General features: G+C 64.0%; 22 protein-coding genes. 12 read left to right on the plus strand and 10 right to left on the minus strand.

Annotation, left to right across the window (positions count from 1 at the left end):
* Positions 1–19 precede the first annotated feature (19 nt).
* Genes ACR0IR_RS12520 through deoC form a run of 3 tightly spaced genes read right to left on the minus strand, consistent with a single transcriptional unit; the run spans position 20 to position 4200 of the window.
* A complete protein-coding gene (locus ACR0IR_RS12520; protein ID WP_170364152.1) occupies positions 20–829 on the minus strand; it encodes an SDR family oxidoreductase in 810 nt (269 codons plus the stop codon).
* A 27-nt stretch (positions 830–856) separates the two neighbouring features.
* Positions 857–3190 carry an aldehyde dehydrogenase family protein gene (locus ACR0IR_RS12525; RefSeq protein WP_170364153.1) on the minus strand — a complete coding sequence of 778 codons (2334 nt, stop codon included), beginning with the start codon at positions 3188–3190 and terminating at the stop codon, positions 857–859.
* 11 nt (positions 3191–3201) lie between these two features.
* Positions 3202–4200 (minus strand): deoxyribose-phosphate aldolase, encoded by a 999-nt coding sequence (deoC, locus tag ACR0IR_RS12530; RefSeq protein WP_170364154.1) that lies wholly within the window; start codon positions 4198–4200, stop codon positions 3202–3204.
* Positions 4201–4397: 197 nt separating this feature from the next.
* Here deoC and ACR0IR_RS12535 point away from each other — a divergent pair, with 197 nt between their 5' ends.
* From ACR0IR_RS12535 to ACR0IR_RS12560, 6 genes are all read left to right on the plus strand, one after another.
* On the plus strand, positions 4398–5351 hold the full coding sequence (locus tag ACR0IR_RS12535; RefSeq protein WP_170364155.1) for a metal ABC transporter solute-binding protein, Zn/Mn family: 954 nt from the start codon (positions 4398–4400) through the stop codon (positions 5349–5351).
* A gap of 2 nt (positions 5352–5353) precedes the next feature.
* A complete protein-coding gene (locus tag ACR0IR_RS12540; RefSeq protein WP_170364156.1) occupies positions 5354–6157 on the plus strand; it encodes a metal ABC transporter ATP-binding protein in 804 nt (267 codons plus the stop codon).
* A 3-nt stretch (positions 6158–6160) separates the two neighbouring features.
* Positions 6161–7366, plus strand: coding sequence for a metal ABC transporter permease (locus ACR0IR_RS12545; protein WP_170364157.1), 1206 nt, complete (start codon positions 6161–6163; stop codon positions 7364–7366).
* Positions 7363–8292, plus strand: a complete 930-nt coding sequence (locus ACR0IR_RS12550; protein ID WP_170364158.1) for a metal ABC transporter permease — start codon at positions 7363–7365, stop codon at positions 8290–8292. Before ACR0IR_RS12545 ends, ACR0IR_RS12550 begins: the two co-directional genes overlap by 4 nt.
* A 282-nt stretch (positions 8293–8574) precedes the next feature.
* Positions 8575–10431 carry a DNA mismatch repair endonuclease MutL gene (gene mutL / locus ACR0IR_RS12555; protein WP_170364159.1) on the plus strand — a complete coding sequence of 619 codons (1857 nt, stop codon included), beginning with the start codon at positions 8575–8577 and terminating at the stop codon, positions 10429–10431.
* Between the two features lie 57 nt (positions 10432–10488).
* A complete protein-coding gene (locus ACR0IR_RS12560; protein ID WP_170364160.1) occupies positions 10489–11727 on the plus strand; it encodes a DNA recombination protein RmuC in 1239 nt (412 codons plus the stop codon).
* Between the two features lie 3 nt (positions 11728–11730).
* On the opposite strand, the gene ACR0IR_RS12565 is transcribed toward ACR0IR_RS12560, so the two are convergent.
* Genes ACR0IR_RS12565 through ACR0IR_RS12575 form a run of 3 tightly spaced genes read right to left on the minus strand, consistent with a single transcriptional unit; the run spans position 11731 to position 13509 of the window.
* Positions 11731–12135 carry a hypothetical protein gene (locus ACR0IR_RS12565; protein WP_170364161.1) on the minus strand — a complete coding sequence of 135 codons (405 nt, stop codon included), beginning with the start codon at positions 12133–12135 and terminating at the stop codon, positions 11731–11733.
* Between the two features lie 56 nt (positions 12136–12191).
* Positions 12192–12842: a ChrR family anti-sigma-E factor gene (locus ACR0IR_RS12570; RefSeq protein WP_170364162.1), complete on the minus strand. Its 651-nt coding sequence runs from the start codon at positions 12840–12842 to the stop codon at positions 12192–12194.
* A 10-nt stretch (positions 12843–12852) separates the two neighbouring features.
* Complete coding sequence (locus ACR0IR_RS12575) at positions 12853–13509, minus strand: sigma-70 family RNA polymerase sigma factor (RefSeq protein ID WP_170364163.1); 657 nt, start codon at positions 13507–13509, stop codon at positions 12853–12855.
* A 150-nt stretch (positions 13510–13659) separates the two neighbouring features.
* Between ACR0IR_RS12575 and ACR0IR_RS12580 the strand changes: the two genes are divergently transcribed.
* The 5 genes from ACR0IR_RS12580 to ACR0IR_RS12600 all read left to right on the plus strand — a co-directional run bounded on the left by ACR0IR_RS12580 (position 13660) and on the right by ACR0IR_RS12600 (position 16603).
* On the plus strand, positions 13660–14430 hold the full coding sequence (locus ACR0IR_RS12580; protein WP_170364164.1) for a DUF1365 domain-containing protein: 771 nt from the start codon (positions 13660–13662) through the stop codon (positions 14428–14430).
* A gap of 87 nt (positions 14431–14517) precedes the next feature.
* Entirely contained in the window at positions 14518–14835 is a 318-nt protein-coding gene (locus ACR0IR_RS12585; protein ID WP_093964170.1) for a DUF3775 domain-containing protein, read from the plus strand.
* A 91-nt stretch (positions 14836–14926) separates the two neighbouring features.
* Entirely contained in the window at positions 14927–16000 is a 1074-nt protein-coding gene (locus tag ACR0IR_RS12590) for a hypothetical protein (RefSeq protein WP_170364165.1), read from the plus strand.
* 121 nt (positions 16001–16121) lie between these two features.
* Positions 16122–16349, plus strand: coding sequence for a DUF1127 domain-containing protein (locus ACR0IR_RS12595; RefSeq protein ID WP_170364166.1), 228 nt, complete (start codon positions 16122–16124; stop codon positions 16347–16349).
* Positions 16350–16399: 50 nt separating this feature from the next.
* Positions 16400–16603: a DUF1127 domain-containing protein gene (locus ACR0IR_RS12600; RefSeq protein WP_093964173.1), complete on the plus strand. Its 204-nt coding sequence runs from the start codon at positions 16400–16402 to the stop codon at positions 16601–16603.
* Positions 16604–16684: 81 nt separating this feature from the next.
* On the opposite strand, the gene ACR0IR_RS12605 is transcribed toward ACR0IR_RS12600, so the two are convergent.
* The 4 genes from ACR0IR_RS12605 to ACR0IR_RS12620 are packed head-to-tail and all read right to left on the minus strand — an operon-like array spanning position 16685 to position 20184.
* Positions 16685–17827 (minus strand): saccharopine dehydrogenase family protein, encoded by a 1143-nt coding sequence (locus ACR0IR_RS12605; RefSeq protein WP_170364167.1) that lies wholly within the window; start codon positions 17825–17827, stop codon positions 16685–16687.
* A gap of 3 nt (positions 17828–17830) precedes the next feature.
* Entirely contained in the window at positions 17831–18886 is a 1056-nt protein-coding gene (locus ACR0IR_RS12610; RefSeq protein ID WP_170364168.1) for a saccharopine dehydrogenase, read from the minus strand.
* 14 nt (positions 18887–18900) lie between these two features.
* Positions 18901–19515: a glutathione S-transferase family protein gene (locus tag ACR0IR_RS12615; RefSeq protein ID WP_170364169.1), complete on the minus strand. Its 615-nt coding sequence runs from the start codon at positions 19513–19515 to the stop codon at positions 18901–18903.
* 18 nt (positions 19516–19533) lie between these two features.
* Complete coding sequence (locus ACR0IR_RS12620; protein ID WP_170364170.1) at positions 19534–20184, minus strand: histidine phosphatase family protein; 651 nt, start codon at positions 20182–20184, stop codon at positions 19534–19536.
* 158 nt (positions 20185–20342) lie between these two features.
* Between ACR0IR_RS12620 and ACR0IR_RS12625 the strand changes: the two genes are divergently transcribed.
* Positions 20343–21524, plus strand: coding sequence for a hydantoinase/carbamoylase family amidase (locus ACR0IR_RS12625; protein ID WP_170364171.1), 1182 nt, complete (start codon positions 20343–20345; stop codon positions 21522–21524).
* Positions 21525–21604: the final 80 nt, after the last annotated feature.

Raw genomic sequence — 21604 nt, forward strand, 5'->3', positions numbered from 1 at the left:
CAAGCCTGTCGGACGCGGATCACCCCTTTTTCATGCTGCGCAGCATCTGCCCCATCATCTGGCCGAACTGACCCGAGCCGCGCTGATACAGCGCCCCGTCCACGGCCAGAACCGTACCGCTGACATAGCTGGCCATGTCCGAGGCCAGGAACAGACAGGCGTTGGCCACGTCCTGAGGCGTGCCCCAGCGGCCCAGCGGCACGTCTCGGCGCAGCTGCTCGCCCGCGTCGGGGGTGGGGGCCAGACGCTTGGCGCCCTCGGTGCCCTCGATGAAACCCGGCACCACCGAGTTCACCCGGATGCCTTCCACGCCCCATTCCATCGACAGGGTGCGGGTGATCTGATCGACACCCGCCTTGGCCGCGCAGACATGGGCCTGGCCCTCGTAGGGCAGGTAAGATTGCGGGGCCGAAATGTTGATGATGTTGCCGCCGGGCCGTTTCAGATAGGGATAGGCGCCTTTCAGCACATGCACAGTACCCATCAGGTCGATCTCGACCACGGTGCGGAAAGCGTTGACCGACATCTCCGCCATCAGCGCCGGGAAGTTGCCCGCCGCCCCCGAAACCAGCACGTCGAAATCACCGAGTTTCGCGTGGAACTGTTCCAGCCCCGCCGCGACCGCTTCGGCGTCGCGCACGTCGAAGGCCGCGCCGATGGCCTCGGCCGCGCCGGCCGCCTTCAGCGCGGCGATGGTGTCGTCCACCTTCTCCTGCGAGCGGCTGGCCACGGCCAGTTTGGCGCCCGAGGCCGCGAAGGCCTCGGCGATGCCCCGATTGATACCGCTGGTCCCGCCGATGACGATGACCGTCTTTCCTGCAAAGTCCATGTAGAGCCTCCCGCTTTGGAAGGGGCCCTACTCGCCGTAGGGCACCCAGATGTTCTTGATCTCGGTCGCAGCCTGCAGGAAGCGGCGGGTGTGGTCCATGCCCCAATCGATTGCCGTCGCGTTATTGACCCAGGTCCGTTTCAGGTTCCCGGCCGAGACGACCTCGATCTGCGCTGACAGGTCCGACGACGAGAAGGACCAGACCGCATCCACGTTCAGATGCGAGGCCAGCGGTTTGGCCAGTTCCTCATGACTGCCGGTCAGGATGTTGACCACGCCTGCGGGCACGTCCGAGGTGTCCAGTACCTGATAGAAATCGGTGGCCGCCAGCGGATAGGGCTCGGACGCCACCAGAACCACCCGGTTGCCCATCGCGATCGCCGGCGCCATGGCCGAGACCAGACCCAGCAGCGGCGCCTCATCAGCGCAAAGCGCGCCGATCACGCCAACCGGTTCCTTCATTGCAATCGCCACGCCCCGGATAGGAACGCCATGCACCTGGCCGTCATACTTGTCGGCCCAGGCGGCTGCAGTGAACAGGCGCTGGATTGCGGCGTCGACTTCTTTCGCGCCGTCCTTGCGGCCGGTCATTGCGTCGATGCGATGCGCGAACTCGTCGGCGCGGGCCGAGAGGTTCTCGCCGATGTAATACAGAATCTGCGCGCGCAGATGGCCGGTTGTTTTCGACCAGCCCGCCGCGCCTGCCGCGGCCTCGACCGCGTTGCGCACGTCCTTGCGGTTGGCCAGACCCACATGGCCCAACAGCCCCGCCTTGCCCCAGACCGCGCGGGAATAGCCGCCATCAGGCCGGGCCTGCTTGCCGCCGACATAGAGCTTGGCGGTACGGTCGATTGGGTCAACCGGGCCGCCTTCGCCCACGACGGGTTCGATTTTCGCCAGCGGCTTGGTCTTGCCCTTGGGCTTGGTATAGGCACTCAGCCCTTCCCAGCCACCTTCGCGGCCAAAACCGCTTTCGCGCACGCCGCCAAAGCCCGCGGCCGCGTCGAACAGGTTGGTGGCATTGACCCAGACCACGCCCGCGACCAGCTTGGGCGCGATGTCCAGCGCAAGGTTGACGTTCTCGGTCCAGACCGTGGCCGCCAGTCCGTAGCGGGTGTTGTTGGCCAGCTCGACCGCCTCGGCCGGGGTACGGAAGGTCGACGAGACCAGAACCGGGCCGAATATCTCCTCCTGCATCAGCGGGTCCGAGGTCTCGAGTCCGGTGATCAGCGTTGGCGGGTAGTAGCAGCCGTTCGCGGGCAACTCACAGGCGGGTTGGTAAACCTGGCCTACCGCGTTGCCCTCGACCATCGACTTGATGGTCTGCAGCTGCACCGGGTCCACCACGGCGCCCACGTCGATGCATTTGTCCAGCGGGTTGCCGATGCGCAGCGTGTCCATGCGGGCGCGCAGCTTGGCATAGAACCGCTCGGCGATGCCCTCCTGCACCAGCAGGCGCGAGCCCGCGCAGCAGACCTGACCCTGGTTGAACCAGATCGCATCGACCAGACCTTCGATGGCTGAGTCGATGTCGGCATCGTCAAAGACGATATAGGGCGACTTGCCGCCCAGCTCGAGCGTCAGGGACTTGCCCGACCCGGCGGTGGCCTCGCGGATACGGCGCCCCACGATCGTCGAGCCGGTAAAGGCGATCTTGTCCACGTCTGCCTTCACGATCATCTCGCCCACCGCGCCGTCGCCGGTGACGATGTTGACCACGCCCTTGGGCAGACCGGCCTGCATGCAGATATCGGCAAACAGCAGCGCCGTCAGCGAGGTGTATTCGGCCGGCTTCAGAACAACCGTGTTGCCCATGGCCAGCGCCGGGGCCACCTTCCACGCCAGCATCAGCAGCGGGAAGTTCCACGGAATGATCTGGCCGCAGACCCCCAGCGCCTGCGCGTCGGGAAGCTCGGTTTCCATCAGCTGGGCCATGCCCGCGTGATAGTAGAAATGCCGCTGCACCAAAGGAATGTCGATGTCGCGCGATTCCCGGATTGGCTTGCCGTTGTCCAGCGTTTCCAGCACCGCGAACACGCGGGCGTGTTTCTGGATCAGCCGCGCGATGGCATAGAGGTAGCGGGCGCGGGCCGGGCCGCCCAGCTTTTCCCATTTGGGTTGCGCCTTGCGGGCTGCGGCGACGGCGGCGTCCACATCGGCCTGCGTGGCCTGGGTCAGCTTGGCCAGAACCTCGCCGGTGGCCGGGTTGCGGCTTTCAAACCCTTTGCCGGGCTTGGTGAAGGCGCCGTCGATGAAATGGCCGAACTTGTCGCCCTGATCGACCAGCCATGCCAGGGCCTCGGCGGCACTTTCCGGGGCGGGTCCGTATTCCATGGTCTCGAAAATCTCTTTGACTGTCATTGTTCCTGTCCTCAGCCCATCGGGTGCCGGTAACCGGCCGAGTATGCTCCGGTGACGAAATGTTCCAACTGCCGCTCGATATCGCCCAGCAGCGACGACGCGCCGAACCGGAACAGGTCGGGTTGCAGCCAGCGGTCGCCCAGCTCGTCCTTGATCAGCGACAGGTAAACCAGCGCGTCCTTGGCCTTGGAGATCCCGCCCGCGGGCTTGTAGCCCACGCGATAGCCGGTGCGGTCATAATAGTCGCGGATGGCGCGGATCATCACCAGCGACACGGGCAGGGTGGCGTTGACGCTTTCCTTGCCGGTCGAGGTCTTGATGAAATCGGCCCCGGCCATCATGCAGACCAGCGAGGCACGCGCCACGTTGCGCAGGCTGCCCAGCTCACCCGTGGCCAGAATGGCCTTTACATGCGCCTCGCCGCAGGCGGCGCGAAACGCCTTCATCTCGTCATACAGCGCCTGCCAGTTGCCCTGCAGCACATGGCGGCGCGAGATCACGATGTCGATCTCCTCGGCCCCGGCCTTCACGCTTTCCTCGATCTCGGCCACGCGCAGGTGAAAGGGCGACAGGCCCGCCGGAAAGCCCGTGGACACGGCTGCGACCGGAATGCCGGTGCCCTTCAGCGCATCCACCGCCGTTTCGATCATGTCGTGATAGACGCAGACCGCGCCGGTGGTGATCGGCGGCATGTCCAGCGCCCTCAGCAGGGCGGGGGACACCGGCTGCCGGGCCTTGGCGCACAGGCGGCGCACGCGGCCCTCGGTGTCATCGCCCGACAGGGTGGTCAGGTCGATCATGGTGATCGCCTTCAGCAGCCAGGCGGCCTGATGCTCTTTCTTGACCGACCGGCGCCCGGGCAGGGTCGCGGCCCGGCGCTCGATGGCCGAGGTGTTGGCCTGCACGGCGCGCACCCAGTCGAGGTCCAGATCCATGCCAGGGTTTCGGGGCTCGGTCACTTGCGGCAGATGCGCGGTGCGCACGGGGCTTTCTGAGCTCTGCGTATCCATTGTCACGTCCTTTGGGAGGTTTGCGCCAAAATCGCACGGGAAACGGCCAAAGGAAAGGCAAACTGGACGCCTTTGGTCACTTTTTTGACCAAATGGACAAATCCGGCTTTTTCTTGCGAGTAATTCGCAACACGGTTGACTTAGTTGCGAATGGTTCGCATATTCATTCTCAACTGGTACTCGGAACGAGGTCACATATGATTCGCCGCAGTTTTCTTTTTGCCCTTGCTCTTGGTGCCGCGCTGCCCTTGGCGGCGTGGGCCGAGGCGCCGCTGAAGGTCGTGGCGACGACCGGAATGATTGCGGACGCCGTGCAGCAGGTCGGCGGTGATCAGGTCGAAGTCAAAGGGCTGATGGGGCCCGGAGTCGACCCGCACGGTTATCGCCAGACCCGCAGCGATATCGTTGCCGCGACAAGGGCCGACCTGGTCTTGTGGCACGGCTTGTATCTTGAGGCGCAGATGGAGGACTTCTTCCACGACCTCGGGCGCAAACGCAAAGTCGTTGCCGTGGCGGATGCCATCGACAAGTCTAAACTGCGTGCACATGCCGACTATGCCGACAAATACGATCCGCATGTGTGGATGAGCCCGGTTCTGTGGAAAGACGTCGTGGTCGAGGTGCAAAAGGCGCTGACCGACGTGCGGCCGGACTCCGCCGCTTATTTCGCCGCCAACGCCCAGCGTTTTCTGGCTGGAATCGACCAGTTGGACGCTTATGGGAAAAAGGTGCTGACCCAGGTACCCGAAGACAACCGGGTGCTGGTCACTGCCCATGACGCCTTTGCCTATTTCGGCGAGGAATTCGGGTTCGAAGTGTTGGGGATACAGGGTATCTCGACCCAGTCCGAGGCGGGGCTGAACCGGATCGGAGAATTGGTCAACACTTTGGTCGCGCGCAACCTGACCGCCGTCTTCGTTGAAAGCTCGGTCTCGGATCGGTCGATGCGGGCGTTGATCGAGGGTGCGGCGGCAAAGGGTCATACCGTCTCGGTCGGGGGTGAGTTGTATTCGGACGCCATGGGCGAGCCGGGCACCTATGAGGGCACCTATATCGGGATGCTGGATCACAACATCACGGTCATTGCACGGGGCCTGGGTGCGGATGTGCCCGAACGCGGCATGTCCGGCAAGCTGTCGGCGGGGCTCTGACCATGTTGGAGCTTGCGGCTGGCAAATCGTCATCAAACGGGGACCTGACGGTGCAGGACAGCCCGCTCGTGATCCGGGGGATGACGGTATCCTACGGTCAGAAACCGGCCATTTTCTCGGTAGATATGACGGTGCAACCCGGGGCCATGACGGCCATCATCGGACCGAACGGCGCTGGCAAATCGACGTTGCTCAAGGCGGCGCTGGGTATCGTCAAGCCGCTGTCGGGCCAGGTGCTGGTGTTCGGCAAGGCGTTGGACCGGCAGCGGGCCCGTATCGCCTATGTTCCGCAACGCGCCAGCGTCGATTGGGACTTCCCGACGCGGGTCATCGACGTGGTCCTGATGGGCTTGTCACGGGAACTGGGCTTGCTGGGCCGGGTCCGGATGCGACACATGGCCCACGCGATGGAGTGTCTGCATCGGGTCGGGATGCATGAGTTTGCGGATCGCCAGATCGGCCAGCTTTCGGGTGGTCAGCAGCAACGGGTGTTCCTGGCGCGCGCACTCGCCCAGGATGCCGATCTGTACCTGCTGGATGAACCGTTTGCCGGGGTCGATGCCGCCACCGAAAAAGCCATCATCTCGGTCCTCAAATCCCTAAAGGAAGCCGGCAAGACGGTGGTCGTGGTCCACCATGACCTTGCTACGGTCACGGATTATTTCGACCACGTGTTCCTGATCAATACCCGCAAGGTCGCCGAGGGCCCGGTGGAGCAGGCCTTTACCGCCGAGACTCTTCAGGCCGCGTACGGGGGGCGGCTTGCCACCGCCCAGATCGACCAGATCTCGGGCACTGCGGGCTGACACATGCTGTGGGACGCTCTGACCCTGCAATTGGGGTACAACGCCACCTTGGTTGCCATCGGGGCCACGCTGCTGGGGTTTTCGGCTGGCGTGACAGGCACCTTCCTGTTTCTGCGCAAGCGGGCGCTGGTCAGTGACGCCATCAGCCACGCGACCCTTCCCGGCGTCTGCATCGCCTTCATGGTTTTGGTGGCGCTGGGCGGAACCGGGCGAAACCTGATCGGACTGCTGTCCGGCTCCGCGATTTCGGCCGCCGTGGGTCTGTTGTGCATGAACTGGCTGATCCGCCGCACCCGTCTGGCCGAGGACGCGGCGATCGGGGCGGTCCTGTCGGTCTTCTTCGGCTTTGGTATCGTACTGCTGACAATCATCCAGACCATGGGGGTGGGCCGACAGGCCGGGCTTGAGGGGTTCTTGCTGGGCTCGACGGCCGGGATGCTGTGGTCTGATGCTCTGATCATCGCGATCGGCGGCGCTGCAACGCTGCTGCTCGTCATGATCATCCGCCGCCCCATGATGATGGTGGCGTTCGATTCCGAATATGCGGCCGCCTTGGGGCTGCCAGTGCATCGCATCGACCTTGCGATGATGGGGCTTGTCATGGCGGTCACGGTTGTCGGGCTGAAGATCGTCGGATTGATCCTGATCGTGGCTTTGCTGATCATACCCGCGGTCACGGCGCGGTTCTGGTCGGACCGGTCCGATCATGTGGTGGTGTTGTCGGGGGTCATTGGTGGGTTGTCGGGCTATCTGGGTGCGGCGGTGTCCGCCTCGGCGCCCAACTTGCCGACGGGACCGATCATCGTCCTGTTCAGCTTTGGCTTTTTTGTCGTATCGCTGTTTCTGGCTCCGGTGCGTGGCGTGTTGGCCGCGATCGTGCGGCATCTGCGGTTCCAGCGGCGGGTTCACATCCGACAGGGGTTGCTGGCGCTTGCACAAGGCCAGAACATCTATGAGACCTACACACTGCGCCTGCTGCGTCAGGCCGGACTTGCCCGGCCCGACGGGGTGGCTACGGATGCCGGCAGAGCGCAGGCGGCCAAGGCGCTGCGCGACGAGAAACGTTGGGAAATCGTACGTGCCGACAATGCGCACGAGGCAGCTGCTGCCCTGTATGACGGGTTACGCGACATCGAAACGGTTCTGACCCGGGACCAGATCGACGACATTGACCGCCGCATTGGCGGACCACGGGAGGTTCGCCAATGAGCGGTGAAGAGTTTGTTCCCCTATCCTTGACCCCGCTGCTGATCGGGACTTTCGCGGCCATCGCCTGCGCCTTGCCCGGAAATTTCCTCGTGCTCCGAAAACAGGCACTGATCGGCGACGCCATCAGCCATGTGGTTCTGCCCGGAATCGTCGTGGCCTTTCTTGTCACCGGCGCGATCTCGACCTGGCCGATGATGCTGGGCGCCGCGGGCGCGGCGGTTGTCGCCGTTGTGCTGATCGAGACCATCCGGAGGCTGGGCCAGATCGAACCGGGCGCCGCAATGGGCGTCGTGTTCACCACCATGTTCGCCGGAGGGGTGCTGTTGTTGGAGCAGACCGACACTTCGAGCGTTCATCTGGATGTCGAACACGCACTCTATGGCAGCCTGGAAAGCCTGATCTGGCTTGACGCGACTGGCTGGTCCTCGCTGCTGGATCCGGTCGCGCTGGCCGGCCTGCCACCCGAGCTTGCTCGGATCGCCCTGACCCTGGTGGGTGTCAGCCTGTTCGTCTGGCTGTTCTGGCGGCCGCTCAAGATCTCGACCTTCGACGAAGGCTTTGCCCGGACGATCGGAATTCGAACCGGGGCGCTGGGAATGGCGCTGGTGATTTCGGCGGCGATTGCAGCCGTGGCCGCGTTTGATGCCGTCGGCTCGATCATCGTGATCGCGATGTTCATCTGCCCGCCGGCCGCCGCCCGGATGATGACCGACCGGCTTGAGACCCAGATTGCCTGGAGTGTTGTCTTCGCCATCCTGTCCGCCGTGTCCGGCTATGTCCTGGCTGGATATGGCCCGCTGTGGTTGGGCGGATCGGACGCCGTCAGTGCGGCCGGGATGATCGCCACCATGTCCGGCCTGATTCTGGCTGTCGCGGCCGTGTTTGGCCCCTGCCGGATGCGCGCAGCGGCGCCGGGTCCGGGCTGATCCGGCGTGTTCCCGCCACTGGTTCGGGTCGGTGATCGGCCAAACTTTGCCCACCAAACGGGGCAAGCGAACCTTAAGCAGATTTGTCCAACGCACCGTGTTAGACACCGCGCCATTACACAGTTAATGACCACCACTCACCACGGATCGTCCGGGCAATCGTGAAACTCTTGGCAACCAATTCGGGTTGCGCATCTCTATTGGCCGGGCGATCCGACCCCCTAGACCGAAGCAGCGTAAACCGGTGGCAGAATCGCGTGCGTTTGTGCTAGGTCTAGCGGTATGGCGCAGGCAAACCCCAATATCAGCGAAAATCGCCCCGTGATCCGGCAGCTCGACGAGGCCGCGATCAACCGCATCGCGGCCGGTGAAGTGGTCGAACGCCCCGCTTCCGCCGTCAAGGAACTGGTGGAAAACGCGATCGACGCAGGCGCGACCCGGATCGCCATCGACATCGCCGACGGCGGCAAAACCTTGATTCGCGTCACCGACGACGGGTGCGGCATCGCGCCCGAGGATCTGCCGCTGGCCCTGTCGCGCCACGCGACCTCCAAGATCGACGGGTCGGACCTGCTCAACATCCACACCTTCGGGTTCCGGGGCGAGGCGCTGCCCTCGCTTGGCGCGGTGGGGCGTCTGACCATCACCAGCCGCGCGCCGGGGACCGAGGCGGCCCAGATCCGCGTGGCTGGCGGCAAGATGGAGCCGGTGAAGCCCGCCGCCCTGCGCGCCGGCACCGTGGTCGAGCTGCGCGACCTGTTCTATGCCACGCCCGCGCGACTGAAATTCATGCGCACCGACCGGGCCGAGGCGCAGGCGATCTCGGACACGGTCAAGCGGCTGGCCATGGCGGAACCCTCCATCACCTTCACCCTGCGCGATGTCTCGGGCGGGGGCGAGGGGCGCGTGGTGTTCCGCGCCGACCGTGAGAATGGAGACCTGTTCGACGCGCTGCACGCCCGGCTGGCCCGCATTCTGGGGCGCGAGTTTGCCGAGAATGCCTTGCAGATCGACGCCACCCGCGAGGGGATCCGGCTGTATGGCTATGCCGCGCTGCCGACCTATTCGCGCGGCGCGGCGGTGGCGCAATTCCTGTTCGTCAACGGCCGACCGGTGCGCGACAAGATGCTGACCGGGGCGCTGCGGGCGGCCTATTTCGATTTCCTTAGTCGTGACCGGCACCCGGCGGCGGCGCTGTTCATCGACTGCGAGCCCACCTTGGTGGATGTGAACGTGCACCCCGCGAAATCCGAGGTGCGGTTCCGCGATCCCGGCGTGGCGCGCGGGCTGATCGTCTCGAGCCTGCGTCACGCGCTGGCCGAGGCGGGGCACCGCGCCTCGACCACCGTGGCCAACGCAACGCTGGGCGCGATGCGGCCCGAACCGGCCCCGGCGGAGCCCGCGCGGGTCTATCAGATGGACCGGCCGTCACCCGCGGCACGGGCCGTGGCCTATCAGGCGCAGGCGCCCGGCTTTGCCGATCTGGCCAATGCCTACAGCGGCAGCGTGGTCGAGCCAGTGGCCGAACCCGAGCAGCCCGACCAGACCCCGCCCGAGCATCTGCCCCTGGGGGCCGCACGCGGGCAGGTGCATGAAAACTACATCATCGCCCAGACCGCAGACGGAATGGTGATCGTGGACCAGCACGCCGCGCATGAACGGCTGGTCTATGAGAAACTCAAGAAGCAGATGGCCGAGAACGGCGTGGCCGCGCAGGCGCTGCTGATCCCCGAGATCGTCGAACTGTCCGAGGGCGACTGCGCCCGCCTGCTCGCGGTGGCCGATGACCTGTCGCGCCTGGGCCTGACCATCGAGCCCTTCGGCGGCGGCGCGGTGGCGGTGCGCGAAACCCCGGCCATTCTGGGCGAGGTCAGCGCGCGGGCGATGATCCTGGATATTCTGGACGAGCTGGCCGATCAGGGCGAAAGCCAGACGGTGCAGGCGCGGATCGAGGCGATCCTCAGCCGGGTGGCGTGCCATGGCTCGGTCCGCTCGGGCCGCCGGATGCGCGCCGAAGAGATGAACGCCCTGCTGCGCGAGATGGAGGCCACGCCCCATTCCGGCCAGTGCAACCACGGGCGGCCCACTTACGTTGAGCTGAAGCTGAGCGATATCGAACGGTTGTTCGGCCGCAGTTGATCCGGCCGCCGATCGGCGGTAGAAAAGAAGAAACAAAACAAGAACGCGCAGGTTGAGATGATCGAGATTGCAGGCACCCGATATTCGCTGGAAGACCCCATGGTGGCGGCCGCCCTGATCGGGGCGGGGGTGGTTCTGCTGATCCTCGTCCTGCTGTTTCTGGCCCTTCGCGCGGCCAACCGCTCGGCCCGGATGGCCGAGCCGCTGGCGCAGCAGCTGGCCTATCTGGGCCAGCATGTGCAGCAGTTGGGGCAGGGGCAGGAGCAATTGCGCGGCGGGTTGCAGCATGTCTCGGACACGCAGGCCAATGCGCAGGTGCAGGTGATCCAGACGGTCGAGGCGCGGCTGTCGGCGGTGCAGCAGCACATGAACGACCGGCTGGCCGACAACGCCATGAAATCCGCCCGCGCGCTGGCCGAGATGCAGGAGCGGATGAAGGAAACCCTGCATGGGTCTTCGAAACAGACAGCGACCTCGCTGACCCAGTTGCAGGAACGGCTGGCCGCCATCGACAAGGCGCAGGACAACATCACCAAACTGTCGGGCGACGTGCTGTCGCTGCAGGACATCCTGTCAAACAAGCAGACCCGCGGCGCCTTCGGCGAGATCCAGTTGAACGACATCGTGTCCAAGGCGCTGCCCTCGGACAGCTATGTGCTGCAGGCGACCCTGTCGAACGGCAGACGCGCCGACTGCCTGATCCGCCTGCCCAACCCGCCGGGGCCCATCGTGATCGACAGCAAGTTCCCGCTGGAGGCCTATGAGGCGCTGGTGGGCGCGGGCAATGACATGGAGTTGAAGGCGGCGGTGCAGATGTTCCGCAGCACGGTGCGCAAGCACATCACCGACATCTCGACCAAGTACATCCTGGACGGTGAAACCGCCGACGGGGCGCTGATGTTCCTGCCCTCCGAGGCGGTCTATGCCGAACTGCACGCCAAGTTCCCCGAACTGGTGCAGGAGAGTTTCTCGAAACGGGTCTGGATCGTCTCGCCGACCACTTGCATGGCCACGTTGAATACGATGCGGGCGATCCTCAAGGACGCGAGGATGCGCGAACAGGCGGGCGCGATCCGCAAGGAACTGGGCCTGCTGCACAAGGATGTCGAGCGTCTGGGCGACCGGGTGGCCAATCTCGACCGGCATTTCGGGCAGGCGGCCAAGGATATCTCGGAAATCAAGATCAGCGCCGAAAAGGCCGGCAGGCGCGCGCAGCGGCTGGACAATTTCGATTTCGAGGAACTGGCCCCCGAGGACCGCGCCAACGTGGTGCCGCTGGGCAAGTCCGAGGGCTGAGACCTACTGGATCGACAGGTCCAGATTGTAGCCGACGGTCTTGCCGGTATCCCGGTCATTGCCCATCAAGTAGACGCGGATGGTATAGTCTCCGTCCTCGGGCAGGGTGATCCGGGCGGTATTGCCGTTGACCGAGCCATTGTAGATCGCAACCCCGTCGCTGCCCGGTGGCAGGATGTTGAAATAGACTACGCCGCTGCCATTGGTATCGCTGACCTGAAGCTCGGCGAACAGTTCCTGCCCGCCTTTCGCACCCAGCACGTAGTCGAAATATTCATCACCGGTAATGGTGCCGTTAACCATGGTACCGAAGTTTCCAGTTTGGAACTTCACCTCGGCCGTCCTTTGGGCCAAGGCCGGCACGGCCACAACGGCAATGAACAGGGCTGCCAGAGCTTGTTTCAACATTCTGCATATCCTCACGGTGATTCCCGGCTCCAAGCCTAGCACAACCGAGGGACCGTTCAGATTCGCAGGAAGGGCTGCACCAACCGTGGGATCAGGCTGTTGAACTTCAGCGGAGCGTCGGTCACCGCCAGGCAGATGCAATCCTCGGACATGTCGGCCACGGGCGTGTGTTCCAGGTCCTCATCTGCAATCTCGACATCGCCGCGGGCGAAATGATCCACCTCGTCGGAAAACGCGCCTTGCAGAACCATGGTCAGTTCCATGCCCTTGTGGCCGTGGTCCGGTACCGCCGCACCGGCCGGAATGAACAACAGGCGCGCCGTAGCATCGCGCGAGGTTGGCAGAATGGCCTGCTTGACGCCCATGCCAATCGGCTTCCAGCGGATGCTGTGCACATCGCCGCCGACGTAATCTTGCAACGGTGCCGGCAGCACGTCGCATTTCGCGCGCGCGGGCTTTGGGGTCGGCGCACCCTGCGCGATCAGAGCCATTGTCGCTGACAGGGCATCTGCGGACAAAGGCGCGGCTTCGACCTGGTCCTCAAGCATGTGTCCGCCCACCGCGTCGTAACTCTCGGCGCGGGCGCGACAATGGTCGCACAGGGACAGGTGGGTCGCGACCATCAGGTCGAACGCTTCGGGCAGTGTGCCCGAGGCGTAGGCCATCAGCAGGTCGTCCGTCAGGTGATGTTTGATCTCGTTGCTCATCTCTATCATCTCAGTTCATCGCGTGGCGCAAGCGGTCCAGCGCCAGCCGTATTCTCGATTTGATGGTGCCCAACGGAAGCCCGGTCTGCGAGGCGATCTCGCGATGGCTCAGGTCACCAAAATATGCCTTCTCTATCAGTTCCCGCTGTGCCTCGGGCAATTGCAGCAGGGCCGTCTTCAGTTGCGCCGTTTCCTGTTGCAGCGCGATTACGTCTTCCTGTTCGGGTTCCGCTTCGGGACCCCATGTCAGTTCTTCCGGTTCAGGACGCCGCTGTTTGCGAATGGCGTCGATGCGTTTGTTCCGCGCGATCGTAAAGACCCATGTCGCCACGGTAGCCCGAGACGGATCAAACAGATGCGCCTTGTGCCACAACGTGGCCATGACTTCTTGCGCGCACTCCTCGGCCAACGTCGTGTCCGATCCCGACCGGATCAGAAACGCTTTGACCCGAGGGGCAAAGTGCTGGAACAGCTCGGCAAACGCCGCCTGATCCTGCGACTGCCGGATGCGTTGGACGTGGGACACCCACTCGCATCTTGCCGCGCCATTATTCTTCGTACCGTTCACCGACGATCCCTTGGTTCGTTTCGTGCCGCGCCCCGCCGATCGCGCCGCCGGGGCGGTCGCGACATCGTCCGGAACAACGGTGTCCATCTCGGTAAACATAACTGTATTACGCTGCCGCACCCAAGTCGGATCACGCCTGCCCGAGATTTTTGATCCGGTCGCGCGTTTTTTTCGTATCATGATTATGGATGTTCGCTGAAAAACCCAGCCGATCCAGAATGTTGACCGCTAGAAAAGATCAGTCCGACCATGCCAGAAATCGACTTCGTTCCGGCCCATACCTTTCACGGAAGGAAAGGTGCTATCGAGAACGCCTTTCGCTACTCGGTCGACTACATCCTGCTGGATCCCGAACAGGCGGCGGAAACGCCCGCGTTGTTTTCGGTGGATAAACCCAACCTCACCGGCTGGCGGACCCGCGATCATGGAGGTGTGCCTGGCGATGGTCGGGGTGCCCCGTGGCTCCGCGACAGTCTGCGGGCGATGCAAATCCCCCAACCCGCGCAGGTTCTGTTGCTGACCCAACCCCGGGTGCTGGGCCACGTATTCAACCCGGTCAGTTTCTGGTTTTGCCTGAATGACGCAGGCGCACTGTTTGCCGTGGTGGCCGAGGTCACCAACACTCATGGAACGCGGCACAGCTATGTCTGCCACAAGCCGGGGTTTGACGTGATCGCTCCCTCTGACCGGATTTGCGCGACCAAAGTGATGCATGTCTCGCCGTTTCAAAAGATCGAGGGCACTTACACTTTCCGGTTCGACCTGCGCCCGGATCGGGTCGGGGTTTGGATCGACTACGGCCGCGACGGGGGCGGTTTGATTGCCACGCTCACGGGCATCCGGCAACCTCTCACCAATGGCGCGATCCTTCGTTCGCTGCTGCGACGCCCGTTTGGCGCGCGGCGGGCGGTTGCATTGATCCACTGGCAGGCACTGAAACTGTGGGTCAAGAAGGCCACCTTCCGACCGTTCCGCACCGCACCGGTGCCATCTCACCCCGTCTCGCGCCCGCACGAGTGACGATCTGCAGTTTGCGCAAGATCAAGGACGCAGGCGCTGTGCAATGGTTGAGATGGACTCCAATTGCGGACAGAGGAGTTGAAACCAATGCTGGAAATCTCGCCAACCAAAGTCGCCCAGGTCGCCATGATGGGCCGCGAACTGGATCGCGCCGAGGGCGAGCTGCGGGCTTTTATCGATCGCATGGACGAGGACGAGCAAGCCGAGTTGGTGGCGATCATGTGGATTGGACGTGAAAGCTTTTTCCCGGACGACCTCAGCGAGGCGATCGCTACGGCCAAGGCCGAGGCCTCGACGCCATGCGCCGATTACCTCATCGGCACGCCGCATCTGTCGGATCACCTTGAGAACGGGTTGGACGCGCTGGGCATCTCGGCCGAAGATGTCGAGAACGACCTGATGTAGACTTGGTCGCCCGCACGGTGTTTCTGCGCTATGCTCCGGGGCAGAGGGCGCCATGTATGGTGCAGCGCCCGGTCCACAGCAGGGGCGCCAGATGCCGCGTATGTTGAAGACGATATTGGTGTTGGCCCTTATGTCCGTTCCGGCGTGGCCGCAGCGTCCGGCGCTGGCCTGCACCGTTTGTCTGGCACTTCCCGAAAACTCTCTGGCCGACCGGTTGTTGTCTGCTTCGGTCATCGTTCTGGCCGCGCCCGCGCCCGACGACCCGTTCCGCTATGCACCCGTCGGGTTGCTGAAAGGCAGTTGGGACGAGGTTGCGGACCTCCCCCAGATACCGTTTCTGGTGGACAGCAGCACGCGGAATGCTCTGCGGGCCGATCCTGACCGGGTGGTCCTGATGATCTATGGCCCAGGCCGCCGGGACAAGGCCGGGCGCGCCTTTGATCAGTCCTGGACCAAGGGATTTCTGATGACGCCGCAGCGGGCCGATTTTGTTGCCGAGGTACAGGCGCAAGGCCAAGGCTGGCGGTTGGACGGATCCCGATCCGCCGAGCGCGCCGCGTTTTTCGCGGCCTATCTGAATTCCGGAGACCGGTTGTTGCGGAACACCGCTCTCATCGAACTCCACCGGGCACCCTATGCGTCTGTGCGCGGCCTGCGCGACGCTGCTGCAACCCCGGATCTTCTGCGCGATTTGCGGAGCCTGAATCGCGTAGCCTATGCCCCGGCAACGATCCGGCTGCTGGGCCTGCAATCTGATCCGGCCGCGGCAGAGGCGGTGCGCGCGGTCTATCCAAAGGCGGTCGCCACCGGAGGGTTCAACCTGCGCGAATGGGCGCTTGCCGGTATCGAAATCGACGGCGACCAAGCCCTGAGTACGATCGAGGAGGCTCTGACCGCCAGCCCGCTTTCCCCACAGGATCGACGGGCGATCATCGCGGCGCTGATCGACGGCGGCGATGCGATGCCGGAACACCGCGGGAAGATCCTGGATATCTTTGCCGGCGAGATTGCGCACGACCAAAGCACGGCCGGGCAGATCGCCCTGGCCACGCGCGATTGGGGGGATGACACGCTTGCACCTGCGCTGCGGGCGCTTCTGGCTGACCCGCAGATCGACCCCGCCACCGCCTTCGCCATCCGGGTGGCCCTGCCATCCGGTCAGTGACCCCGCCCATCCTGACGTTAGGTTAACAAAGCTTAATCCGTTGGTCCGGAACCGTTAACGCGGCGTCCTTTTATCTGATGACAGTACTGCAATGCAGTTCGGATTTCAGGAGGACAAACCAATGGCAACCGCACAAACCACACAGTCGAACCACAGCCTGTTTCATGACCTTTTTGCAAAATACGCCGAGGCCAAGACCGAACGGTTTCGGAAGCAGATCTTTGCGAAGACGGTCCGTGACCTCGAACGCCTGAGCGACCAGCAGCTGCACGATATCGGCATCAGCCGCTCAGACATTCCCCAAACGGCCTATCAGAGCATCTATCAGCGGGCCGCGTTGACGCAGTAACCGGGGCCGCGCCCCAACAGGACACCGGCCAAACTGGGAGGAAACAGCCGATGCTCGACACAATGCAACCGACTCAACAACCCTGCCCATCCGCCAGCGCGCTGCTTCTGTTCGACCGCGCCATGCGCATCCGGGCGGTCAAGGATGACATCGTACGCGCGGCGCAACATTTGAGTGGTCTGGATGACCGGCAGCTGTCCGAGCTTGGCATCAACCGCAGCGATCTTGAGGAAACGATCGAGCGCTACATCTGAACCACAAGCGCCAATCCAAAGGTTGGTGAAAACACCAGTAAAAAGCCATTCCGGTGCGTCCGGAATGGCTTTTTGGTTGGGTCAGGCCAGGTGGTCGACCACCTGCAGGTGCTGTGCCAGCTTGTCGATCTCGGCCATCCAGCTCTGAACCAGTTTCGGATCGCTGGGCGCGGCATGGACGCCGGCGGGGATGGCGCGGTTCAGCACCGCCTCGACCGCAAGCGAGACCGGGATCGACACCAGACGCGCCATCGCGCTGCCGCGTGCGTCGCCCCAGGCGTCCATCACATAGGTCTTGTGCCAGACCGGTACGCCGTCCTTCTCGGCCTTCAGGCCGACGCAGAGCACGACGCGGTCGGGCTCGCCCTCCTCATAGGCGTTCTCGGCCCAGAACTGGTCGGACATTTCCTTGAGCCTGGCATCGCCCTCGGGGCCTTCCAGCGTTTCGATTTCGCGGAACACGTCCGACCACGCATCCGACCAGCCGTTCAGCCGCAGAGTGCCGCGGACGAATTCCTTGACCGGCCAGTGCCCCTCGAAATGGTACTGCTGCATGAAGGGGATCGAGTCGCGGTTGGGATAGACCTCGAAGCTTTCGGGCGTGGGCAGCGGCGCGACATAGGTGCTGATCGCGTCCCAGGGCCGGGCCACGTCCAGCGGGGCATAGTCGCGGATCGACCGCGAGGGCGAGCGCAGCGCCTTGAGCACGCCCAGGGGCGACCAGCTGAACTTGTAGCGGAACGGGTTGGGGTTCTTGGGGATGCCGCCGCAATAGGAAATGAAGCTGAGGTGGTTTTCCGGGTCGAAGGCGTCGGACGCGCGGTAGTCATCGACCAGCGCATGGGCCATCAGGTGGTCGATGCCGGGGTCCAGCCCGACCTCGTTGACCAGCGCGACGCCGGCTTCGCGGGCCTTGTCGTCCAGCGCGCGCATCTCGGGCGCGATATACGAGGACGAGACGAAATTCGCGCCCTTCTCGATCGCCAGTTCCGCCAGCGGCACGTGCCAGTCGCCCGGCAGCATCGAGACGATCACGTCGCCCTTTTCCAGCACCGCGCCCAGCGCGTCGATGTCGAAGGTCCGAATGTCGTCGGTCAGATCGCCGACCTCGGCGCGAGCCTTGTCGACGGTCCGGTTCCAGACGGTGACCTTGTGGCCGGCCTCGATCAGGCGGCGCAGGCCAGGGATGGCCGACAGGCCGGTGCCACACCAGTGAATCGTCATGGCTCAGATCCTTTCGATATGGGATTTGAAGGTGTCCTCGTCCCGCGCCCAAACGCCCGAGGTCAGGTCTGTCAGGGTCAGCAACGAGGGCAGAAGCTGCGCGGCGTAGTCTTCCGAGCTTTCGACCGGCAGCATCGAGGGCAGGTTGTCGATGGCCATCACGTCCAGCACAGGGTCGGTGGCCACGCGCAGGGCGGGTTCTTCCCAGGTTGTGGCGCGGTCATAGACCGGCACCGGGTTGTAGTCGCTGTCGGGGTCGCAGGCCACGTCGCCGATGGCGGTCAGCTGGCGCGGGGCATTCAGCGCCTCGCGCGGGACAAAGACCGGGGTGCCGGGGCGCGCGAAGATGCAGTTGAGGAAGATGTCGTGTGCAAGGATCTCCGGGAACGGCCCGCCATCGGCGGTTTCGGCCATGTCCCACTTGGTCACCTCGACCCCCATGGCCTCGCACAGGTCGGACGCGCCGGTGCCGACGCGGCCCAATGCGCCGATGACGATGGCGCGGGGGCGGGGGGCGCCGGTGGCGTCCAGCTCGGCCAGAAGTTCGGCGTTCAGTGCGTCCTTGCCGGGATAGACGCCGACGGGGCCGCAGATCTCGCCGCGCTGCTGCGCCGCCCAGGTCTTGAGCGTCACCGCCGCGCCCGCGTAGCCCGCCCAATAGCCGAAGGCCGCGACCCGCCGTCCGTTCTCGTCCACCAGGTATTCCAGGTCATACAGCGTGCCGCCGCCGGCCTTGAACCGTTCCAGCAGCTTGCGGCCCGAATGCTGACCCTTGAAGGCATGGCCGAACATGATGTGGCGGTGCGGCAAGGGCGTGCCGTCCTCGGGCAGTTCCTTGAGGCCGAAGATGATCGCGTCCAGCGGCGCCTCCGGCCACGAGTTCTCCGGCGCGATTTCGCAACCCGCCGCGCGGTAGCCGTCGATCGGGATGGCGCGGACATGGCTTTCCTCGACCGTCACGCGGATGCCGGCCGCGATCAGTTGCGCCGCGCCCTCGGGCGTCAGGCCCACCCGTTCCTCGTTCGGGCGTTGTTCAGCCCGGACCCAGAGATGTGTCATGCGATGTCCTTTTGTCAGAGCATTCCGGCGGCCCGTACCGCCTGAACCGAGGGTCGGGCCTCCATCGCCGCGCGGAAGGCCTGGATCTTGGGAAAGGCCGTGACATCGACCCCGTCACCTTCCAACCAGCTGCAAACCACGTAGAGATAGGCGTCGGCCAGCGAGAATGCCTCGCCCAAAACAAACGGGCCGCGCAGCCCGTTGGACGAGATGTAAGCGCAGGACTCGGTCATCGTTTGGGCCACCTTGCCTTTCATGTCCTGCCAGCTGGACTCCTGATCCGCCCAACGGTGACCGCGCATCTTGTGCGCATGGTTCACATGCATGGTCGAAGCCAGGTAGTACATCACCTCGCGCATCCGCGCGGCCAGGACCGGATCGTCCGGAACAAGCCCGGCCTTCGGGGCCTTGGCTGCGATGTATTCAAGCAGAGCGCCGGTTTCCGTCAGAATGCCACCATCGACCACCAGAGCGGGAACGCGACCCTTGGGGTTGATCTGCTTGTAAGCCGCCGTCGTCTGCTCGCCCGCAGCGAAGTCCAGCTTGATCGCCTCATAGTCCAGACCGGCTTCCTCAAGCGCGATGACGACGGCGATCGAGATAGTGCGGGGTGCGTAGTAGATCTGCATCTGGGACCTCCGATCCGGTTACAGGTGGGTCTGGGCGAAATGCCGGTCCGGCGCTTCCAGATGCGGAACCGCGTTGAAAAGAACCGGGCTCAGGTCCGCTCCGATCGGGTGCAGACGATGCAATGAGGTGTTCATGATGGCAAGGGCTACGCGCGCCATCGCCGGGATGTCCAGCCCCATCGCCTGCCGCACCACCATCGAGATCAACCCACCCGAGGTCACCACGATGGCCGGCCCGTCGCCGTCATGGATTTCGCGCAGAGCGTCCGAGACGCGGGTCTCGAACTGCTCGAAGGTTTCGGGCGCGTTCCGAATGTCGCCGTTGGCCCAGGCCTTGAAGGTCAGCGGCAGGTGCTGAACGAAGCCTTCGCGGTCCGTCGGGATCGTCACGCCGTGCTGTTCCTCGAACAGTTGCGCAAGGGTGAAATACTCGATTTCATTCAGACGTGCATCACGGACGGGTTCCGGCAGACCCATGCTTGCCGCCGTTTCCACATGCCGGGTCAGGGTGCCGCAAAACACCCGTGGATAATGGGCTTTGGTCTCGCGCAGATGGGCCCCAAGCCAGCGCGCCTGCTGATGCCCAAGCTCGCTGAGCTTGTCATAACTGTGTTCGTCCCGTGCGGTGGTGTTGGCCTGCCCGTGGCGTACCAATGTGATGTATGACATGTCGGTCCCTCTTGGCCCGAAGTCTTAGGGCAGCTTGCACGCAGGGGCCAGAGGTGTTCGGCCGGTTGCCGTCAAAAAACCGGGACAGGCTGCAACCGGGCTTGCGGGCGGACGGCTCGGCGATAGAGTTGCGGCAAGCGACAAGAAAGGACAGCGCAATGGCCGTGAATGCGCAGAGGTTTCTGGATGATCTGCACAAGCTGCGGGAATTCGGAGCTGCGGGGGTTGGTAAAGGCGTCGTGCGCCCGGCATATTCAGACGCGGACATTGCGGCGCGGCGATGGCTGGCCGACCGGTTTCAGGAGGCCGGGCTGCAACCGCATTTTGATCCGGTCGGAAACCTGTTCGGTCTGGCATCCGCGCCGTCGCTTTTGATGGGGTCACATTCAGACAGCCAGCCCGAGGGCGGTTGGCTGGATGGCGCGCTGGGCGTAATCGCGGCGTTGGAGCTGGCTCGCTCCAGCCAGCGCCCGATCTCGGTGGTCAGCTTTCAGGATGAGGAGGGCCGGTTCGGCGTCACGACCGGATCAGCCATCTGGTCCGGCAAGTTGCCCTTTGCGCAGGCCGACGACCTGACCGACCACGCGGGCATACGGTTCGGTGACGCGCGCGCTCGGATGCAAAGTCTGACGCAGGATCTTGTGAACCCCGCCCAATTCACCGGGTTCATCGAAATGCATATCGAGCAGGGTCCGATTCTGGATGCCAACGCCGAGGCCATCGGTGTGGTCTCGGACATCGTGGGTATTCGCGACATGGTCATCGAGTTTTCCGGCCAGCAGAACCACGCCGGCACGACGCCGATGCACCTGCGCCGAGACGCGTTCCAGGCTCTGACGATCTTCAATGGCCTGATCAACGAGCGGTTCCGCAACGTGGTGACCCCGCAGACGGTCTGGACGATCGGTCATGTTGAGCTGTCTCCGAATGCCTCGTCAATCGTTCCTGGCCGGGTCCGTTTCTCGATGCAGTGGCGCGATCAGGAGACGGATCGTCTGGCCCGAATGGAAAGCATCATTCGTACGACCGCCCAAGAGGTGAGTGAATCCATCGGGGGCGATGCGCAGTTCGGGCCAATGTTGGGCATCGAACCGGTTGAGATGGATCCAACCCTCCGGCGGTCGCTGGAACACGGAGCCCAGACCGTCGCGCCCGGCAACTGGCGGGTCATGCCATCCGGGGCCTTGCACGATGCGTCGAACGTGGCAGCCTTGATGCCGGTCGGAATGCTGTTCGTGCCATCCATCAACGGTATCAGTCATGACTTCGCGGAGGATACCGCCGAGGCCGATCTGGTGACGGGGTTGAAGGCCTTGGAGGCGGCACTTGCCGATCGCTGAAGTACGGGGCCGCCGACCGTGTATATTGCAATTTCAGCTGTTGCGTAACGGAAAAAAGTTTCCTATACGACACAAAGCTG

The sequence above is a fragment of the Ruegeria sp. CF2 genome (genome assembly GCF_056537385.1).

Coding starts and splice junctions, on each gene's coding strand:
- ACR0IR_RS12600 (WP_093964173.1), top strand. CDS start 16,400: ATGCTCGACACAATGCAACCGACTCAACAACCCTGCCCATCCGCCAGC.
- ACR0IR_RS12535 (WP_170364155.1), top strand. CDS start 4,398: ATGATTCGCCGCAGTTTTCTTTTTGCCCTTGCTCTTGGTGCCGCGCTG.
- ACR0IR_RS12595 (WP_170364166.1), top strand. CDS start 16,122: ATGGCAACCGCACAAACCACACAGTCGAACCACAGCCTGTTTCATGAC.
- ACR0IR_RS12560 (WP_170364160.1), top strand. CDS start 10,489: ATGATCGAGATTGCAGGCACCCGATATTCGCTGGAAGACCCCATGGTG.
- ACR0IR_RS12615 (WP_170364169.1), bottom strand. CDS start 19,515: ATGCAGATCTACTACGCACCCCGCACTATCTCGATCGCCGTCGTCATC.
- deoC (WP_170364154.1), bottom strand. CDS start 4,200: ATGGATACGCAGAGCTCAGAAAGCCCCGTGCGCACCGCGCATCTGCCG.
- ACR0IR_RS12585 (WP_093964170.1), top strand. CDS start 14,518: ATGCTGGAAATCTCGCCAACCAAAGTCGCCCAGGTCGCCATGATGGGC.
- ACR0IR_RS12565 (WP_170364161.1), bottom strand. CDS start 12,135: ATGTTGAAACAAGCTCTGGCAGCCCTGTTCATTGCCGTTGTGGCCGTG.
- ACR0IR_RS12590 (WP_170364165.1), top strand. CDS start 14,927: ATGCCGCGTATGTTGAAGACGATATTGGTGTTGGCCCTTATGTCCGTT.
- ACR0IR_RS12610 (WP_170364168.1), bottom strand. CDS start 18,886: ATGACACATCTCTGGGTCCGGGCTGAACAACGCCCGAACGAGGAACGG.
- ACR0IR_RS12580 (WP_170364164.1), top strand. CDS start 13,660: ATGCCAGAAATCGACTTCGTTCCGGCCCATACCTTTCACGGAAGGAAA.
- ACR0IR_RS12520 (WP_170364152.1), bottom strand. CDS start 829: ATGGACTTTGCAGGAAAGACGGTCATCGTCATCGGCGGGACCAGCGGT.
- ACR0IR_RS12575 (WP_170364163.1), bottom strand. CDS start 13,509: ATGTTTACCGAGATGGACACCGTTGTTCCGGACGATGTCGCGACCGCC.
- ACR0IR_RS12525 (WP_170364153.1), bottom strand. CDS start 3,190: ATGACAGTCAAAGAGATTTTCGAGACCATGGAATACGGACCCGCCCCG.
- ACR0IR_RS12570 (WP_170364162.1), bottom strand. CDS start 12,842: ATGAGCAACGAGATCAAACATCACCTGACGGACGACCTGCTGATGGCC.
- ACR0IR_RS12605 (WP_170364167.1), bottom strand. CDS start 17,827: ATGACGATTCACTGGTGTGGCACCGGCCTGTCGGCCATCCCTGGCCTG.
- ACR0IR_RS12620 (WP_170364170.1), bottom strand. CDS start 20,184: ATGTCATACATCACATTGGTACGCCACGGGCAGGCCAACACCACCGCA.
- mutL (WP_170364159.1), top strand. CDS start 8,575: ATGGCGCAGGCAAACCCCAATATCAGCGAAAATCGCCCCGTGATCCGG.
- ACR0IR_RS12550 (WP_170364158.1), top strand. CDS start 7,363: ATGAGCGGTGAAGAGTTTGTTCCCCTATCCTTGACCCCGCTGCTGATC.
- ACR0IR_RS12625 (WP_170364171.1), top strand. CDS start 20,343: ATGGCCGTGAATGCGCAGAGGTTTCTGGATGATCTGCACAAGCTGCGG.
- ACR0IR_RS12545 (WP_170364157.1), top strand. CDS start 6,161: ATGCTGTGGGACGCTCTGACCCTGCAATTGGGGTACAACGCCACCTTG.
- ACR0IR_RS12540 (WP_170364156.1), top strand. CDS start 5,354: ATGTTGGAGCTTGCGGCTGGCAAATCGTCATCAAACGGGGACCTGACG.